At 58.1% G+C, this 17,920-nt stretch carries 17 protein-coding genes; all 17 read left to right on the top strand.

Annotated elements, in window-relative coordinates:
- Positions 1 to 16 precede the first annotated feature (16 nt).
- The 17 genes from obgE to yajC all read left to right on the top strand — a co-directional run bounded on the left by obgE (position 17) and on the right by yajC (position 17,854).
- Positions 17 to 1,351 (top strand): GTPase ObgE, encoded by a 1,335-nt coding sequence (gene obgE / locus E5161_RS13580; protein ID WP_136778352.1) that lies wholly within the window; start codon positions 17 to 19, stop codon positions 1,349 to 1,351.
- 141 nt (positions 1,352 to 1,492) lie between these two features.
- Positions 1,493 to 1,930, top strand: coding sequence for an ACT domain-containing protein (locus E5161_RS13575; protein ID WP_136778351.1), 438 nt, complete (start codon positions 1,493 to 1,495; stop codon positions 1,928 to 1,930).
- Positions 1,931 to 1,966: 36 nt separating this feature from the next.
- A complete protein-coding gene (locus E5161_RS13570; protein WP_136778350.1) occupies positions 1,967 to 3,253 on the top strand; it encodes a homoserine dehydrogenase in 1,287 nt (428 codons plus the stop codon).
- Positions 3,254 to 3,304: 51 nt separating this feature from the next.
- The gene (gene thrC, locus E5161_RS13565; RefSeq protein ID WP_136778349.1) at positions 3,305 to 4,375 is read left to right on the top strand and encodes a threonine synthase; all 1,071 of its coding nucleotides are present in this window, start codon (positions 3,305 to 3,307) and stop codon (positions 4,373 to 4,375) included.
- Positions 4,372 to 5,376 carry a homoserine kinase gene (gene thrB / locus E5161_RS13560; protein ID WP_136778348.1) on the top strand — a complete coding sequence of 335 codons (1,005 nt, stop codon included), beginning with the start codon at positions 4,372 to 4,374 and terminating at the stop codon, positions 5,374 to 5,376. The genes thrC and thrB overlap by 4 nt, the downstream gene beginning before the upstream one ends.
- Entirely contained in the window at positions 5,373 to 6,248 is an 876-nt protein-coding gene (gene pheA / locus E5161_RS13555; protein ID WP_136778347.1) for a prephenate dehydratase, read from the top strand. Before thrB ends, pheA begins: the two co-directional genes overlap by 4 nt.
- 24 nt (positions 6,249 to 6,272) lie before the next feature.
- A complete protein-coding gene (gene ilvE / locus E5161_RS13550) occupies positions 6,273 to 7,151 on the top strand; it encodes a branched-chain-amino-acid transaminase (protein ID WP_136778346.1) in 879 nt (292 codons plus the stop codon).
- A gap of 258 nt (positions 7,152 to 7,409) precedes the next feature.
- Positions 7,410 to 9,668: a LysM peptidoglycan-binding domain-containing protein gene (locus E5161_RS21300; RefSeq protein ID WP_425456523.1), complete on the top strand. Its 2,259-nt coding sequence runs from the start codon at positions 7,410 to 7,412 to the stop codon at positions 9,666 to 9,668.
- 63 nt (positions 9,669 to 9,731) lie between these two features.
- On the top strand, positions 9,732 to 10,448 hold the full coding sequence (locus E5161_RS13540) for a BofC C-terminal domain-containing protein (protein WP_136778345.1): 717 nt from the start codon (positions 9,732 to 9,734) through the stop codon (positions 10,446 to 10,448).
- Between the two features lie 155 nt (positions 10,449 to 10,603).
- Positions 10,604 to 11,107, top strand: coding sequence for a crossover junction endodeoxyribonuclease RuvC (ruvC, locus tag E5161_RS13535; protein WP_136778344.1), 504 nt, complete (start codon positions 10,604 to 10,606; stop codon positions 11,105 to 11,107).
- On the top strand, positions 11,104 to 11,721 hold the full coding sequence (gene ruvA, locus E5161_RS13530; protein WP_136778343.1) for a Holliday junction branch migration protein RuvA: 618 nt from the start codon (positions 11,104 to 11,106) through the stop codon (positions 11,719 to 11,721). Before ruvC ends, ruvA begins: the two co-directional genes overlap by 4 nt.
- Positions 11,722 to 11,750: 29 nt before the next feature.
- Entirely contained in the window at positions 11,751 to 12,758 is a 1,008-nt protein-coding gene (gene ruvB / locus E5161_RS13525) for a Holliday junction branch migration DNA helicase RuvB (RefSeq protein WP_136778342.1), read from the top strand.
- The gene (locus E5161_RS13520; RefSeq protein WP_136778341.1) at positions 12,755 to 13,219 is read left to right on the top strand and encodes a thiol-disulfide oxidoreductase DCC family protein; all 465 of its coding nucleotides are present in this window, start codon (positions 12,755 to 12,757) and stop codon (positions 13,217 to 13,219) included. Before ruvB ends, E5161_RS13520 begins: the two co-directional genes overlap by 4 nt.
- Positions 13,200 to 15,311, top strand: a complete 2,112-nt coding sequence (locus E5161_RS13515; protein ID WP_136778340.1) for a SpoIID/LytB domain-containing protein — start codon at positions 13,200 to 13,202, stop codon at positions 15,309 to 15,311. Before E5161_RS13520 ends, E5161_RS13515 begins: the two co-directional genes overlap by 20 nt.
- Positions 15,308 to 16,357 carry a tRNA preQ1(34) S-adenosylmethionine ribosyltransferase-isomerase QueA gene (gene queA, locus E5161_RS13510; RefSeq protein WP_136778339.1) on the top strand — a complete coding sequence of 350 codons (1,050 nt, stop codon included), beginning with the start codon at positions 15,308 to 15,310 and terminating at the stop codon, positions 16,355 to 16,357. The genes E5161_RS13515 and queA overlap by 4 nt, the downstream gene beginning before the upstream one ends.
- 24 nt (positions 16,358 to 16,381) lie before the next feature.
- Positions 16,382 to 17,515, top strand: coding sequence for a tRNA guanosine(34) transglycosylase Tgt (gene tgt, locus E5161_RS13505; protein WP_136778338.1), 1,134 nt, complete (start codon positions 16,382 to 16,384; stop codon positions 17,513 to 17,515).
- Positions 17,516 to 17,533: 18 nt separating this feature from the next.
- Positions 17,534 to 17,854, top strand: a complete 321-nt coding sequence (yajC, locus tag E5161_RS13500) for a preprotein translocase subunit YajC (protein WP_136778337.1) — start codon at positions 17,534 to 17,536, stop codon at positions 17,852 to 17,854.
- Positions 17,855 to 17,920: the final 66 nt, after the last annotated feature.

The raw sequence follows: 17,920 nt of genomic DNA, 5'->3' as shown, positions 1-17,920 counted from the left end.
CGGAGTTGAACTCATCATGTTTGTGGATAAAGCGAAAGTGTTTGTAAAAGGCGGAGACGGAGGCGACGGGCTCGTCGCGTTTCGCCGCGAGCTTTATGTGCCCGAAGGAGGTCCTGCGGGCGGCGACGGCGGCAAGGGCGGCGATGTCGTGTTTCGCGTGGACGAAGGTTTGCGCACGCTGATGGATTTCCGCTATCAGAAGCATTTCAAGGCGCCGCGCGGAGAGAAGGGCCGGAACAAATCGCAGCATGGAGCGAATGCGGAGGACTTCGTCGTACGCGTTCCGCCCGGAACCATCGTTGTTGATGACGATACCGGAGAGGTTGTAGCGGATTTGACGCGGCACGGCCAAGAAGTGGTCGTGGCGAAGGGCGGACGCGGCGGACGCGGCAATACTCGGTTTAAAGCCCCGAACAACCCGGCGCCGGCCATCGCCGAGAACGGCGAGGAAGGGCAGGAGCGCTGGGTCGTGCTGGAGCTTAAAGTGATGGCTGATGTGGGGCTTGTCGGTTTTCCCAGCGTGGGCAAATCGACATTGCTGTCCGTCGTATCGGGCGCCCGGCCGAAAATCGGCGCGTATCACTTCACCACGATTACGCCGAATTTGGGTGTAGTGGAATTGGGCGACGACCGCAGCTTCGTGATGGCGGACCTTCCCGGGCTGATCGAGGGCGCGCATACCGGCGTCGGACTCGGACACGAGTTTCTGCGGCACGTGGAACGAACGCGCATCATTGTGCACGTGGTTGATATGTCCGGCTTGGAAGGCCGCGATCCGTTCGAGGATTGGCAAAAAATTAACGAGGAATTGAAGCTGTACAACGCGAGGCTCGCGGAACGCCCGCAAATTGTGGCGGCCAACAAAATGGACATGCCCGAGTCGACGGAAAATCTGGAACAGTTCCGAAGCAGGCTGGCCGAAGTGTCCCCGGACACCGAAGTGATGCCGATTTCGTCTCTCACGCGCGAAGGGGTGCCGGAACTGCTTTACCGGGTGGCCGAGCTGCTCGAGTCGCTGCCCGAGCCGTCCGCGGTGGAAGAAGCCGAAAAGGCCGGCGCGGAGGAAGGGGTCGTATACCGCTACGAACCGCGAGACGAACATGATTTTACGATCCGGAGAGAGAACGATACGTTCATTGTCGAAAGCGAATCTTTGGAGAAGCTGGTCAAACGTACGCAGTTCGCTTCTTACGAAGCGGTGATGCGGTTCGCCAAAATATTGCGCAACGCCGGCGTGGACAAGGAGCTCCGCAACCGGGGAGCCAAGGACGGGAACACGATCCGGATCGGAGAATTCGAATTTGAGTTTTTCGAGGGCGGTTCGGAAGCTTACTTATATGACGACGAATAACGACAAAAAGCCGACCGTTGGCCGCCGCGAAAGCGCCCATGCGGTCGGCTTTTGAGCAGAATCCCCTATTGCCGCCGGCGGGGGATTTCGCTATAATGTCCACTATATACAAACAGTCGTCTTTTATGGGAGGACGAGAAATTGGTGGAGCGCTATTACGCCGTGCGGGAGGACTTGCTGCCCGAAGGCATTTTGAAGACCGAGCAAGTCAAGGTCTTGCTGCGCAGGGGCGAAGCGGACACCGTGCATGAGGCGGCGGAGCGGGTCGGCTTAAGCCGCAGCGCATTTTACAAATACAAGGACGGCGTTTATTTGTTGGAGCAGGCGGCCAGGGAAAATATTGTGACGCTTACGATGGACCTGGAACACCGGTCGGGCGTTCTGTCCAAAGTGCTCGGCATGCTGGCATCCAGCGAAAGCAACGTGCTGACGATTCATCAATCCATTCCTTTGCAGGGGATGGCGAACGTCGTGGTCTCGCTCGACACGTCGAAAATGAGAGACACCGTGCAGGAGCTGACGGAACAGCTTCGGGCGATCGACGGCGTGAAAAGAACGGCGCTTATCGGCAGAGGCTAAGGCGGAATTCAAGGGATATAGGAGGAACCGGAATTTATGAACACGATAAAAGTCGGGCTGCTCGGTCTGGGAACGGTGGGTACCGGCGTCGTCCGGATCGTCGAGGGCCATCATGAGGATTTGCAGAGCCAGGTAGGCTCCCCGATCACGATCCATAAAATATTGGTGAAGGATCTCGACAAAATGCGGAACGTTCCGGTGGACCGGTCGAAGCTCACGGACGACCCGTGGGACATCGTGCGTGACCCGGAAATCGACGTAATCGTCGAAGTGATGGGCGGCATTGCGGGAACGAAGGAGGTTATTTGGGAAGCGCTCGAGCGCGGCAAGCATATCGTAACGGCGAACAAGGATTTGATGGCCCTGCACGGGCCGGAGCTGCTCGCCAAAGCGCATGAAAAAGGATGCGACATTCTATACGAGGCCAGCGTGGCGGGCGGCATCCCGATTATCCGGACGCTCATCGAAGGATTTTCCTCCGACCGGATCACCAAAATAATGGGCATCGTGAACGGAACGACCAACTACATTTTGACGAAAATGAGCCAAGAAGGAGCCGCCTACCAAGAAGTGCTGAAAGAGGCGCAGGCGCTCGGATACGCGGAAGCGGATCCGACGTCCGATGTGGAAGGGCTTGATGCGGCGCGCAAAATGACGATTTTGGCGACGCTCGGCTTCCGTGCCACCGTGGCGCTCGAAGACGTAGACGTCAAAGGCATCAGTTCGGTATCCCAGGAAGATATTTGGTACGCCAAAAGCTTGGGTTACGCCGTAAAGCTGCTCGGCATTGCAGAGCGGCAGGACGATTACATCAGCGTGAGCGTGCAGCCGACTTTCGTCAAGGTGACGCATCCGATCGCGTCCGTGAACGGAGTGTTTAACGCCGTTTACGTGCATGGGGAAGCCGTGGGCGAGACGATGTTTTACGGTCCGGGCGCCGGAGAAATGCCCACAGCAACGTCCGTTGTCGCCGATCTGGTCGCGGTGATCAAAAACATGAAGCTGGGTGTCAACGGCCGCCAAGCCAACGTCTCCTACAAAGAGAAGAAGCTGAAAACCGACCGTCAAATCACCTCCAAATATTTCATGAATCTGCATGTGGACGACCGAGCGGGCGTGTTGATGCAGATCGCGCAAGTGTTTTCGGAGCTGGGCGTCAGCATCGAATCGGTCATGCAGCCCCCGACTCCTAACAGCAGAGATGCGGAATTGATCGTCACCACCCACAAGACGAGTAAAGAAGCGATGAACAATGTCCTGAACGCGTTCGACAGCCTGTCCGCGGTACAGAAAATTAAAAGCGTGTACCGAGTCGAAGGGTAAGGCCTTCCCGGAAATCATCCTCTCATTCTTACAACATAAAGGAGTCCTGACATGCGTTATCCCGGATTGCTCACCCGATACAAACATTATTTGCCGGTTACCGAACGTACCCCTATGCTGACCCTGCAGGAAGGCAATACGCCGCTGATCCGCGCGGAGAATTTGTCGGAGGAATTGGATCTGGACTTATATTTTAAATACGAAGGCTTAAATCCGACGGGCTCGTTTAAAGACCGCGGCATGGTGATGGCCGTCGCGAAAGCGATGGAGGAAGGAAGCCGCACGATCATGTGCGCTTCCACCGGCAACACGTCGGCGGCTGCCGCTGCATACGCGGCGCGCGGCGGCTTGAACTGCATCGTGCTCATTCCGAACAACAACATCGCGCTGGGCAAGCTGGCGCAAGCGATCATTTACGGCGCCAAAGTCATTGCCATCGAGGGCAACTTCGACCGGGCGCTGGAGATTGTACGGGAAATTACCGCCAAGCATCCGATCACCCTCGTGAACTCCGTCAATCCGTACCGGATCGAAGGCCAAAAAACGGCGGCTTTCGAGGTGTGCGAACAACTGGGCGGCGCCCCGGATTATTTGGCGATTCCGGTCGGCAACGCGGGGAATATTTCGGCATACTGGAAAGGTTTCAAAGAATACCGTGAAGCCGGTAAATCCGATTCTTTGCCGAAAATGATCGGTTTTGAAGCGGAAGGCGCGATGGCGATCGTGAAGGGCGAACCGATAACGAACCCCGAGACGGTGGCGACGGCGATCCGCATCGGCAACCCGGCCAGCTGGAAAACCGCGGTGGCGGCGGCAGAGGAATCCGACGGCAAAATCGACTTTGTCACGGACGAAGAAATATTGGATACTTACAAATGGATGGCTTCCCGCGAAGGCATTTTCGCGGAGCCGGCTTCGGCCGCGTCGCTCGCCGGCGTCCGCAAACGGAAGCGGGAAGGCGGCTTCCAGGGCGGGGAGAAGGTCGTCTGCGTGCTGACGGGACACGGTTTGAAGGATCCGAACATCGCGATCAAGTCGGTACAGGCGGAGCCGATGGTCGTGCCCGACACGGAAGCCGCGGTGATGGCAGCGATCGCCCGCCTCGAAGAGGCAAGCCGATGATGCACGATGGAGCGGTTCCGGGCGGCCGGCTCGCCAGGGCGATCGTTCCCGCCAGCACTGCGAACCTCGGCCCCGGATTCGACTCGCTGGGCATGGCGCTGCCGTTGTATTCCGGGGTGGCCATGCGCGAAGCGGACGCCACCCGAATACAATTGTTTGGAGATAATTTAGAGGGAGTCGCACAGGACAAATCGAATCTCGTTTACGAGACGGCACAGGCGGTATTCCGCAAAGCGGGCGTCAGCGTGCCGGAGCTTGAAATCGGACTGCAGAGCGACATTCCGTTGACCCGCGGCCTGGGCAGCAGCGCAGCCGCCATCGTCGGCGCCCTCGTTGCCGCCAACGGCTTGATCGGAAACCCGCTGTCCAACGACGATTTGTTTCAGATGGCCTCCGCTTTGGAGCGTCACCCGGACAACGTCGGCGCGGCATTGTTCGGCGGTTTCGTGGCCGCCGCATGGGACGGAGAGCGCGCGGGGGCAGTACGCTTGGAGCCGCCGGCCGATCTGGAAGTGCTGGTGGCGATTCCGGAATTCGAGCTGCCGACCCGGGAAGCGCGAAACGTGCTGCCGCGGCAAGTGTCGATGGAAGACGCAGTATTTAACTTGAGCCACAGCTCTTTGCTCACCGCGGCACTAGCTTCGGGGAGATTGGATTTGCTTGCGTTTGCAATGCGCGACCGGCTGCATCAGCCGTACCGGTCGCCGCTTGTGCCGGGCATGGCGGAGATTTTGCGGGACGCGCCCGATCATGGAGCGCTCGGGGCGGTATTGTCCGGAGCGGGCCCTACTTTACTTCTGCTTGCGGACCGGACCGATGCGAAACATGAAGGCTTGGAGGCTTATGTCGAGCGAGTGATGGCGTCGGAGGGCGTGCGCGTTAAGATGCGCCGGCTTTCCCCTTGTGCGCATGGAGCGGCATGCTCGGTGGAAGAATCGTTTCATGGCGTCATGGACGCCCCGCTGGACGCCTGGAAGACGCAGCTGGAGGTGAAGGCATGAGCGGGCGGCATAAAGTGGCCGTTTTGCCGGAAGGCACCGTCTCGGATGAAGCCGTGCGTTATTTGTTTCGAGGGCAGGACGTGGAATTCGTTTACTGCAAAATGATTTCCGACGTCTTTCAGTCGACGGACGCCGGACGAACCGACTGGAGCGTCATTCCGATCGAAAACACGATCGACGGCTCCGTCAGTCTGCACATGGATTGGCTCGTTCATGAGGTCGATTTGCCGATCCGGGCCGAATGGATCTTTCCTTCGATTCAAAATTTGATCGGCCGGACGCGTGAATTGGCAGGTGAACACGGAAAGTGGGATCCGGCGAAAATCACGAAAGTGTTCAGCCACCCGGTGGCGATGGCCCAGTGCCACGATTTTCTCCGCGCCAAGCTGCCGCATGCAGAGTTGGATACACTCCCGAGCACTTCGGAGGCGGTGCGGCTCGTCCACGAAAATCCCGGACGGGGGTGGGCCGCGATCGGCACCCACCTGGCGGCGGCGAACTTCGGCCTGGACATTCTGGAAGCCGGGGTCACCGATCACGACAACAACTTCACACGGTTTTTGCTCGTTGGCGCCGCGCCGTATGAGGGGCCGGACGCATCACGCAGGAAGACGAGCCTGCTCATCACGCTTCCGGAGGATTATCCGGGGGCTCTGCACCAGGTGCTGTCCGCTTTCGCATGGCGTAAAGTGAACCTGTCGCGCATCGAGTCGAGGCCGACGAAGAAACGGCTCGGCAGCTACTATTTTTTCATTGACGTCGAACTTTCTTTGGATACCGTTTTATTGCCCGCAGCCATCTCCGAAATCGAGGCGATCGGCTGTCAGGTGCGTATTTTAGGCTCCTATCCCAGCATTCCATACGAAGCTTGAGTCGATCGAGGGGTGAGTTCGAGCATGGCTGAACAGTGGATTTATATGAATGGCGACTACGTGACGAAAGACGACGCCAAAGTATCGGTTTTCGATCATGGCTTTCTTTACGGCGACGGCATTTTTGAAGGCATTCGGATTTACGACGGGAACATTTTCCGCTGCAAGGAGCATTTGGACCGGCTGTACGACTCGGCCAAATCGATCATGCTGGACATTCCGCTGAGCTATGCGGAAATGCAAGAGGCGCTTGTGGAAACGGTTCGCCGCAACGGTCTGCGGGATGGGTATATCCGCCTGGTCGTGTCCCGAGGTCCCGGCAATCTGGGCATCGATCCGCAGCGGTGCGAACGGGCATGGGTGATCATTATCGTGCAGCAGCTGGCCATTTATCCGGAGGAAGCTTACCGCGACGGGCTTCGATCCATCTCCGTCAGCCAGCGTCGGAACATACCGGACGCGTTGAGCCCGAAAATCAAGTCGCTCAATTACTTGAACAATATCCTGGTGAAAATCCAGTCAAACCTGGCCGGCGTGGGCGAAGCGATCATGCTCAATGCCCAGGGCTATGTGACGGAAGGCTCCAGTGACAACATTTTTATCGTCAAACGAGGTGTCGTCTACACGCCGCCTACTTACCTGGGTGCCTTGGAAGGCGTCACCAGGGGAGCCATCATGGACTTGTGTTCGCGCCTCGGTTACGCATTCAAAGAAGAACCTTTCACGCTTCATGATGTCTATGTGGCCGACGAAGTGTTTTTTACAGGTACGGCGGCTGAGGTCATTGCCGTTCGTGAAGTGGACGGCCGCGTCATCGGCGAAGGCCATGCCGGCCCGGTGACCACCCGTCTGCTGGAGGAGTTTCGCAAAATCGTCACGGTCGAAGGTGTGAAAGTATTTTAATACGGCGATGCTGCCCAGGCTGTCGAGAAATTCTCGACAGCCTGTTTTTATGAGTTCCGGGACAGACAGCCCCTATCCAACCACTAAGCTTGGATACTATCCACGCTCTTTTTTGTACAAATTTCGGAAATTTCCGCCCTGCCGGGATTTTTACGCGATATGATGTCAAACGCCTATCACCTGCATAAGATGTATGGATTGCGCAGGGGCGAACGCCCGCTTGTGAGCCTTATGTCAATGCGATCAGGAGGTAACGGCGTGAAGATGCATATTGTCAAAAAAGGCGATACGTTGTATTTCATCGCGCAGAAATACAACATTCCGCTGGAGGAACTGATTAAAATGAATCCGGAGATCGATCCGGAAAACATGCAAATCGGGACGAAGGTGAAAATCCCGGAGATGCCGAAGCCCACGTACGAATTTATTCATCAGCACGTAGTCAAACAGGGCGACACCCTGTGGAAGCTATCGAAAGCATGGGGAATTCCGTTATCCCACATGATTCAGGCGAATCCTCAGCTCAAAAACCCCAATGTTCTGCTAACGGGCGAGGTCGTCAATATTCCGAAACTGCCGGTCGGCGGTAACGTGAATATGGGGGCGGCGCCGATCAAGGCAGGCAAAAAAGAAACCGGCGTGAAGCCGGAAGCGGTCGTCGTGCCTGAAATTGAAGTGAAGCCTGAAACGGGCGTAGTCGTCGAGACGGAGATGAAGACGGAAGTGATTGCGGAAATCGAGAAGGCTCACGAAGTGCCGCATGAAGCCGCCCTCCTGCCTTCCGGCGCGCCGGAACTGCCGCATCCGCCGATCATGCCCGTGCTGCCGGCTTATGAATCGAAAGATATGAAAAGCGCAGCCCCGCACGACCACAAGTATGAGCATGACCTGTTTGCCCAGAATCCGACTCCGGCGGTGGAAGCGGCAGCCGAACATCACTTTTTCCCATCCTACGATAATATTCACATGCATGAAGTGGGGCCGAATGTGATGCCGAACGTCATGCCAAACGTCATGCCGAATGTCATGCCGAATGTGATGCCGAACGTCATGCCAAACGTCATGCCGAATGTCATGCCGAATGTGATGCCGAACGTCATGCCGAACGTCATGCCGAACGTCATGCCCAATGTGATGCCTAATGTGATGCCGAATGTGATGCACCATGAGATGCCTAACGTCATGCCGAACGTCATGCCGAACGTCATGCCGAACGTCATGCCCAATGTCATGCCCAATGTGATGCACCATGAGATGCACCATGAGATGCACCATGAGATGCCTACCATGATGGCCAATGAAATGCCTAATCTGATGATGCCGAATGTGATGCCCAATATGATGCCCGCCATGGATTACGGTTGGGCGGGAGAACCCGGAGCGGCTCCCGTGCACGATTTCGGCTATCACCATGACCATTTTTGGGGCCAAGATTATGGATTCTATCATCATTTCCATCACTACTACCCGCATGGATACGGTTATGTCGGAGAAGAAGCGAACATGAATGTTCCGCTGCCGGCATCCTTGGAGAATACGATGGCGGGCGCCTACCATGCCAAAGACATGACCGGTTTCAGCCCCAAAGATATGACGGGCTTTAGCGCGAAAGACATGACCGGCTTCAGTCCCAAAGATATGGTCGGCTACGATCCGAATGATCTGAGCGGTTATACGATCGATAAAGATTTGGCCGGGGCGGTGGGCGGCTTGCAAGCTGCGCCGAAATCCGTCGTTTCCCCATATACGGGAGCTGGCGGGTTCGGCGATATCAGTCCTGCGGGTCACCCGGCCTATCCGACATACCCGACGGCGGTAAGCCCAGCGGCAACCGGTCCGTATCCGGGCGTCGTGCAGCCGGCAACCGCCCCAGGCTGTAAAACTTGCGGCGGAGCTACAGTGTGGACGCAACCCATCGCGCCTGTGACCGTTGCGCCTGCCGCGCCGATCATGCCTGCCGTGCCTGTCGCGCCGGTCATGCCGATGGCCCCCGTCATGCCGATGGCGCCCATCGTCGAACTTCCGACGGCCGTGAGTCCTGCAGAAGCCGGACCTGCCGCCGGATGGCCTCAACCTTACGGAGTTGTCCCTCAAGTGCCCTATTACGGTATGGGCTATGCGCCGCACTACTATCCGGCGCCGTATCCGACCGAAGTTGCAGGGGCTGTGGCCCCGATGCAGGCGGAGTACCCGGCCTACGGGATGCCGTATGGCGCGGAGACGGCAGCTTATTATCCGGTAGAAAATCCGTATTACGGCTATTACCCGCACGGGGGTTACGGCGACATCGGGGGAACGGAACGTACTGTACCCGCATCAAACCAGCAGGAGAATCTTGAATCGGAGCAGCGCAGCAACGACGACTCCTCGTCCGTATCCCTCCACGCCGCGGAAGAAGGCGGTTCCGCCGCCGTTCGAACGGTGATCAAAAAGTCGAACAGACCGAGATCGAAGACGAAAGTTTCGCGTCGTCCTCTCCAGCGGAACAAACAAAGCCTTCCGTGGATCAAATGGTAACTTGACGCATAGTGCCGGAATCCCCTGGCAACAATAGAAAAAAAGGCAGAGAAGGGGATTCCGGTGTTCGGTTTTCGCATTTTGAAGGAATTGAAGAAACGACTCAAACGCAAACGGCGCCCGGTTTGGTCGCTCGGCATGCTGGCGGCCGTATTCGCGCTGGCGTCCGCGGTCGGCATCGCGGCGGCCGTGGCGATCGGGCACTCCGCGCTTGATTCTTTACCGGCCGAGCCGGCTTCGGTCCTGGAATCCGGGCCCGAGCAGCCGGACAAGCCGTCCGCGCCGGACCCCTCGGCCGACGCGAGAGAGCTTACGCTTCAAGCCTTGGCGTTCAGACACGGCGAGGTCGAGGTGGTGCTTCGGCGCCGCTATTGGTGCGGCGAGGAAACTCGCATGCTGGGCAGGCTGGCCACCGCCGAGGCCGCGGATTTGATCAAATCCCACCGGGAATGGGACGCGGCATTCGACCGCACGGGAAGAGTCGTGCTGCAGGAGCTTGTAGACGACATTTCCCCCGCTTGCCGCGACAACGCCTATATCGGGATGGATGAGAACGGCAATTTGTCCCTATTCGACGGTCCGCCCCGCAAAGACAACGTGGTCCGCACGTTTTTTCAACTGGACGTTCACTCGCTGGAATCTAGTCTTTCGAAAGAACGGCTGCATGAGCTGGCGAGCGGCATTCGGGTCGCCGATAAAAACGAATACCAGAGCGTCCTGTCCACCTACAGCGATTATGCGCTGCACAAATCGAAAGGCGTAATGAAGGTGGACCCGTAAACCTGGCGGACTGTGCCCTCGACATTTGTCGAGGGCTTTTTACATTTGTTGTTGCATGACTTTGGTTCTGTTCTCATCGGTACGAACATTTGATATAATCAGATGAAACACAAGTCAGCCCTAGCAGGCACAATGGAGAGCGGGGAACCGGACACATGCGCGTTTTGGGCATAGACCCCGGAATCGCCATCATGGGATTCGGGTTTGTCGACAAGATCGGACACCGAATCGTACCCGTACAATACGGCTGTATCGAGACCGAAGCCGGAACGAAAACGGAAGAACGGCTCCGCCAAATTTACGAAGCTTCCTGCACGCTTTTGGACAAATACCGTCCGGATTCGATCGGCGTGGAAAAGCTGTTTTTCAACAAAAACGTTACGAACGCGTTCAGTGTCGGGCAAGCCCGGGGCGTGCTGCTGCTGGCGGCGGCGCAAAGAGGGATCCCGATCGGCGAATATACGCCCATGCAAGTCAAGCAGGCCGTTGTCGGTTACGGAGCGGCGGAGAAGAAGCAGGTTCAGGAAATGGTCAAAATGTTTTTGAAGCTGCAGACGGTACCCAAGCCGGACGACGTGGCCGATGCGCTTGCGGTGGCCATCTGTCATGCGCATTCGGTAGTAATGAACGAACGGGTGAATGGGGTGAGGCCGTCATGATCGATTTTTTGCGCGGACGAGTCGCCCATCTGGAGACGGAATATGTCGTCCTCGATGTGCACGGCGTCGGCTACCGGGTATTTACGCCGAATCCGTTCGGCTTGTCGCGTGCGGAAGACGACGTCCAACTGTTCATTCATCATCACGTCCGGGAGGATGCCATTCAGCTGTTCGGCTTTCCGACCCGCGAGGAGCAGTCGCTGTTCCGGAAATTGCTCGACGTGTCGGGGATCGGGCCGAAGGTCGCGCTCGGCGTGTTGGCCGGAGGCCGTCCGGAGACGATTGCGGCGGCCATTCAGCAGGAAAACGTCAATTTTCTGATCAAGCTGCCGGGCATCGGCCGTAAAACGGCCCAACGGATGATTCTCGACCTGAAGGACAAGCTGGGGTCGACCGGCACGGCTGCCGCGGCGGTGGAACTGACGGAGCCCGTGCTCTCCTCCGCCGGCGAAGGCGGATCCGCGTGGGCCGCCGCCCGGGAAGCGCTCGCCGGTCTCGGCTACCGCGAAGCGGAGCTGGACCGGGCATGGCATGCGCTGAAGGATCGCGTGACCGGGGACGAGACGCCGGATATTTTGATGAAACAAGCGCTTCAGCAATTGTTCCAGGGATAACTCGCAACGTGGGGAGGAGGACGTAAATCGTGGAAGACCGGATCGTCACCGCCCATCTCATGATGGAAGACCAGGCGGTGGAATACAGCCTGCGCCCGCGTTACCTGGCGGAATATATCGGCCAGTCGCAAGTGAAGGAGAACCTGAAGATTTACATAGAAGCGGCCAAGATGCGCCGCGAACCGCTCGACCACGTGTTGTTGTACGGTCCCCCGGGACTGGGCAAAACGACTTTGTCCAACATTATCGCCAACGAGCTCGGCGTCAACATTCGGACGACCAGCGGCCCTGCGATCGAGCGTCCCGGCGACTTGGCGGCGATTTTGACCAATTTGCAGGAACACGACGTGTTGTTCATCGATGAGATCCATCGGCTTCAACGTACGGTGGAGGAAGTGCTGTACCCTGCGATGGAAGATTTCGCGCTGGATTTCATTATCGGCAAAGGGCCCAGCGCGCGGTCCGTGAGACTCGACTTGCCCAAGTTCACGCTGATCGGCGCCACCACGAGAGCAGGGTTGTTGTCGGCGCCGCTTAGAGACCGATTCGGCGTCGTCAGCAGGCTGGAGTTTTATACCGAAGAAGAACTGGCTTACATCGTATCCCGGACCGCCGATATACTGGATGTCGGAGTTGTCGGAGAGGCTTCGCGAGAAATCGCGCGGCGTGCGCGGGGAACGCCGAGGATCGCCAACCGGCTTCTGAAGCGTGTCCGCGATTACGCGCAAGTCCGGGGAGACGGCCTGATCACGGAGCAAATCGCGCATGAAGCGCTGGAGCGCATTCAAGTCGATCCGATGGGTCTTGATGCGATTGACCATAAAATGCTCCAGTCGATGATCCGCAATTATCGCGGAGGTCCGGTCGGACTCGACACGATCGCCGCCTCGATCGGCGAAGAAAGCCAGACGATCGAAGACGTCTATGAACCGTATTTGATGCAAATCGGATTTTTGCAGCGCACTCCGCGAGGACGCATGGTTACGCCTGCAGCGTACCGTCATCTCGGATTGCCCGTGCCGGAGCGGGTCGAATGAACGGGAAATCCGGCAACTTTCCCCGCTTGACCGTCGTTTATGATGGAGAATGCAATCTTTGTCTCGCGACGGTGGACAAGCTGAGGCGCATGCCCGTTCGTGCGGAGCTCCGGTTTGTTCCGCTGCAGCGGCTGATTGACGGACAAATCCGTCCTTGGCCGGGAATTGACGGCATCTCGCCCGCCCAGTTATCGGCTCAGCTGCATGTGACCGACGAACAAGGCCGGCGTTTCAGCGGCTCTGACGCCGTCCTGAAACTGCTGGGCTTGACCCCGGGATTGGCCTGGCTGGCCAAGCTTGGCGCTTTGCCCGGTTTACGCGGCGTCAGCCGTGTGCTCTATCGTATCGTCGCCCGCTATCGCTACCGCCTGTTCGGCAAAACATCCTGCTCGGACGGAGTATGCTCTTTACCCCGTCCGCACGCATCCGACGGAGGCCCGCATGATTCTTCCCAACCTTAAACGCGCCCATTGGCGTACGCTGCTGCTCATCATCGTTCTGGCCCTGGCCGTCCCGGGTTTTTCCCGGGTCACCACGTACGCTGCCGTAAGCGTGCCGGACAAAATCCGTGTCGGTCTGTTCCTCAACGTCAAAAATTTTCAGTCGGTCACGGACGTCGCGACGACGCAATCCACCGGCGGAATGCAATTGGTTTGGCGCGATCCGCAATCCGCGATTCCGATCGGATCGGCGGCTCCCGGCGAAGCCGTCCGTTTCGCCATGGACGGCTATCGAGCGCTCGTGCTTGAAACCGCCGACCTGAGCGCCGCGTTCGCGGTTCACAAAAAGCTTCAGGCTTCTTCGAAAGCGGCATTCGTGACGAAGTTGACCAAGTCGGGTCAAACGGTGTATCAAGTCACGGAAGGCAGCTATGCGACCGCTTCCGCCGCGGCTTCCGCCTTATCGAGATGGACTTCCGCAGGCGTTGCGGCCGGCGTGCCGAGCATGGCGAAAGCCAGAGTTGCCGGACCTTGGGCGGTGGAAGCCGGCCCGTTCGGCAGTGCGGCCGATGCCTCTGCCGCCGCTGTGCAGATCGGGAATGCCGGGCTTGACGCTTTTGTCGCGGTGAAGCCGCAGAACGGAACCATTGTCTATGTCGTTCGCGTCGGCCAAGAGGCGGATTCCGCGGCTGCGGCGCCGCTGCAGCAGGCCGTCACAGCCGTCGGCCAGAGCACCCGGGTGCCATCGCCGGGAGAACCCTATGCCGTCGTTCGGCAAGACATGACCTTCAACGGTCCGGCGGGAAATCCCGTGTCTCTGTATGCCATTCCGGCGGCTGCCGGAGCGGTGCTGAGAGCCGATCCGGCAGGAACCGCCCCGATCCAGCTGACCGAGCGGTTTAAGCGGAGTTACCGCGGCAGCATGGAAATAAGCGTGCTGTCGGGTTCGCTGGCCGTCGTCAATGAAGTAAATTTTGAACAATATTTGTATTCGGTAGTCGGAGCGGAAGTCGGTCCGAGCTGGCCGCTGGAAGCGCAGAAGGCGCAAGCCGTCGCTGCCCGTTCCTATGCGATCGCCTCGGGCACCGGTTTCCAGATCGCCCATGTGGTCGACACCACGCTGAGTCAGGCCTACAACGGCACTTCGTCGGAAAACCCGAATTCGACGGCAGGCGTAATGGCCACAGCAGGAGAAGTGCTGACGTATCAAGGGAAAGTGATCAGCGCGGTGTTTTCGTCCAATGCCGGCGGAGTGACGGCGGATAATGCATCCGAGGTGTGGGGCAGCAGCTCCCCCTATTTGGCCGGCGGGATTTCCAGTCCGGACGACGGCCCGCAAGATGGCAAACCCGACTGGTACGACGTGGCGCTCGATTCCGGGAAGAGAGGGTACATTCGCAGCGATCTGCTGGCCGATACCGGTCCGAACGCAGCCGGCGTCAAACAAATGAAAGTGATTGCGGACGGAGCGACCCTTCGCGGCCGACCGGACGTGGCCAGCCAAGCCTTGACCACGCTCCCGCTCGGGACGACGGTCGTGTCTCTTGGTAAAGTGCCGCAATATACGGCATACAGCTGGGTAGAAGAGCCGTCCACACCGGATCAGCTGCTCGATTCATTGAACAAGTTTTTCAATTTAAACGCCCCCGTTCAGACGGTGGAAATCACCGCGCGCGGCCCGTCCGGCAGAGTGACGGAGCTCTCGGTGAACGGATCGCCGCTGACGCTGAAGGCACCGGACAACTGGCGTACGGCGCTCGGCAGCGTGAGAAGCACACTCCTTAATATCGAACAAACGGCGAGAATGACCGTACTTGGCGCAAACGGAAAAACCCGGGAACTGCCTCAGCAATCCGGTTCGCTTCAAGTGATCGGGGCGGACGGCGAAACCCGGCAGGTGGACGGCGAGAACCTGTTCGTCATGAGCGCAAGCGGGAAGACGAGAGTCGTGACATCCAAGCCTTCGTTCATCCTATCGGGCAAAGGTTACGGTCACGGGCTCGGCATGTCGCAGTACGGCGCGAAAAAGCTGGCAGAACAAGGGAATGACTACACCGCGATTCTGAAATACTATTACAAGAACGTTGCGATTGAGAAAGGTGCGGCAGGATGAACGTCAGCGATTTCGATTTCGAGCTTCCGGAGCGGCTCATCGCACAGACTCCGCTCAAGGAACGGACGGCTTCGCGGCTGCTTGTTCTTCATCGGACGAGCGGTCAAACCGAGCACCGGACCTTCACCGATTTAGCCGCGTATTTGAACCCGGGGGACACTCTTGTCTTAAACGAGACGAGGGTGCTCCCCGCCCGTTTGTTCGGAACCAAAGCGGATACGGGTGCGAAAGCGGAGCTGCTGCTGCTTAAGCGGATAGAAGGGGACCGGTGGGAGACGCTGGTTCGGCCGGGCAAAAAGATCCGGGCCGGAACCGAGCTTCTGTTCGGCATGGAAGCCTCGGGAGGGGAACCCCTGCTCAGGGCAACCGTTGAAGAAGAAGGCGAAATGGGCGCAAGGGTCGTTCGGTTTCATTACCGCGGTATTTTTCAGGAGCTGCTTGACCGTCTGGGCGAAATGCCGCTACCTCCTTATATCAAGGAGACGCTGAGCGACCGGGAGAGGTACCAGACCGTGTACGCGAAGCACGCAGGCTCCGCCGCCGCTCCGACGGCTGGCCTGCATTTTACGGAACATTTTCTGGAGCAGCTGCGGGCCAAAGGCGTCAAGCTGTGCCCGATCACGCTGCATGTCGGGCTGGGTACGTTCCGCCCGGTTTCCGCGGACAAAGTGGAAGAACACGAAATGCACGCCGAATGGTATTCAGTCAGCGAAGAGAGCGCGGCCATGCTTAATGAAGCGCGCCATTCCGAAGGCAAAATCGTCGCGGTCGGCACCACCTCGGCTCGAACGCTGGAAACGATCGGCCAACGATTCGGAGAGCAGCCGATAGAAGCCTGCAGCGGCTGGACCGATATTTTCATTTATCCGGGATACCAGTTTACGATGGTAGAGGCTCTGCTGACCAATTTTCACCTCCCGAAATCGACGCTCGTCATGCTGGTCAGCGCGCTCGCGGGACGCGACAACGTGCTGAACGCATACCGCGAAGCCGTTGAACAAGAATACCGCTTTTTCAGCTTCGGCGATGCGATGTTTATTACTTAAGGAATCGGAAAGGACAACCCGTTCATGGCCGTTCGATATGAATTGATCAAAACATGCGCCCAGACCGGGGCGAGGCTGGGCCGGCTCCACACGCCGCACGGTGTCATTGACACCCCCACGTTTATGCCGGTCGGAACACAAGCCACCGTAAAAGGAATGGCGCCGGAAGAGCTCAAGGAGCTTGGCGCCCAGATCATTTTGAGCAACACGTACCACCTGTTCGTCCGTCCGGGCCACGAGTTGATCCGCGAAGCGGGAGGACTTCACGGGTTCATGAATTGGGACCGACCGATCCTCACCGACAGCGGCGGTTTTCAGGTGTTCTCCTTAGCTGAGAACCGGAAAATCACCGAAGAAGGCGTCACTTTCCGTTCTCATTTGAACGGAGACAAGCTGTTCTTGTCGCCTGAGGTCGCCACTCATGTCCAAAACGCGCTCGGCTCGGATATTATGATGGCGTTCGACGAGTGTCCGCCTTATCCGGCCGAGTACGATTATGTGAAACGTTCCACCGAACGGACGAGCCGCTGGGCGGAGCGCTGCCTGAAGGCACATGAGCGGCCGCACGACCAGGCGCTGTTCGGCATCGTGCAGGGCGGCATGTTTCCGGAGCTGCGCCGTCAAAGCGCGGCGGATTTGACTTCCCTGGATTTTCCGGGGTATGCTATGGGTGGACTCAGTGTGGGCGAGCCCAAAGCGCTGATGTACGAAATGTTGGAGGAAACCGTGCCGTTTTTGCCGGCCGGCAAACCGAGATACTTGATGGGAGTCGGATCGCCGGACGCTTTGGTCGAAGGCAGCATGCGAGGCATCGACATGTTCGACTGCGTGCTTCCGACACGAATCGCCCGGAACGGGACGGTGATGACCAGCCAAGGCAGGCTGGTCGTACGCCACGCCAAGTACATCCGGGACTTTTCTCCTTTGGATCCCGAATGCGGCTGCTATGCGTGCCGGCACTACTCCCGCGCTTATATCCGCCATTTGATCAAGGCGGACGAGATGTTCGGCCTCCGGCTGACGACCATTCACAATCTGCACTTTTTGGTCGAGCTGATGCGGCAAGTCCGGGAGGCGATCCGGGAAGACCGTCTTCGGGATTTCCGGAACGAATTTTTTGAAAAGTATGGAATGGAAGGCAATGAAAGCGGATTTTAGAGAAAGGGGGGAATTTCGATGTGGTTGGCTGAAACGACAAACAGCGGCGGAAACCTATTGGTAACACTGGCGCCGTTTGTGCTGATGTTTGCGATTTTTTACTTCCTGCTGATCCGTCCTCAACAGAAAAAACAGCGGGAGCGCGGCTCCATGCTGAACACCTTGCAAAAAGGCGATAAAGTGGTGACGATCGGCGGGATGCACGGCACGATCGAACAAATCACCGATGACACCGTGGTACTTAAGGTGAGCGATTCGACGAGGTTGACGTTCGACCGGTCCGCCATTAATAATGTCAAGGCACGCACTGCCGCTCCGGCCGGCGAGAGCAACGCTTAACCCGCGGAGCCGAACAAAAAAGCCTTCCCATCGGGATACCCGATCGGAAGGCTTTTTTCGCTGCCG

Source organism: Cohnella pontilimi, assembly GCF_005049045.1.
GTDB classification, from domain to species: Bacteria; Bacillota; Bacilli; order Paenibacillales; family Paenibacillaceae; genus Cohnella; species Cohnella pontilimi.
This window is presented reverse-complemented; position numbering and strand designations above follow the sequence as displayed.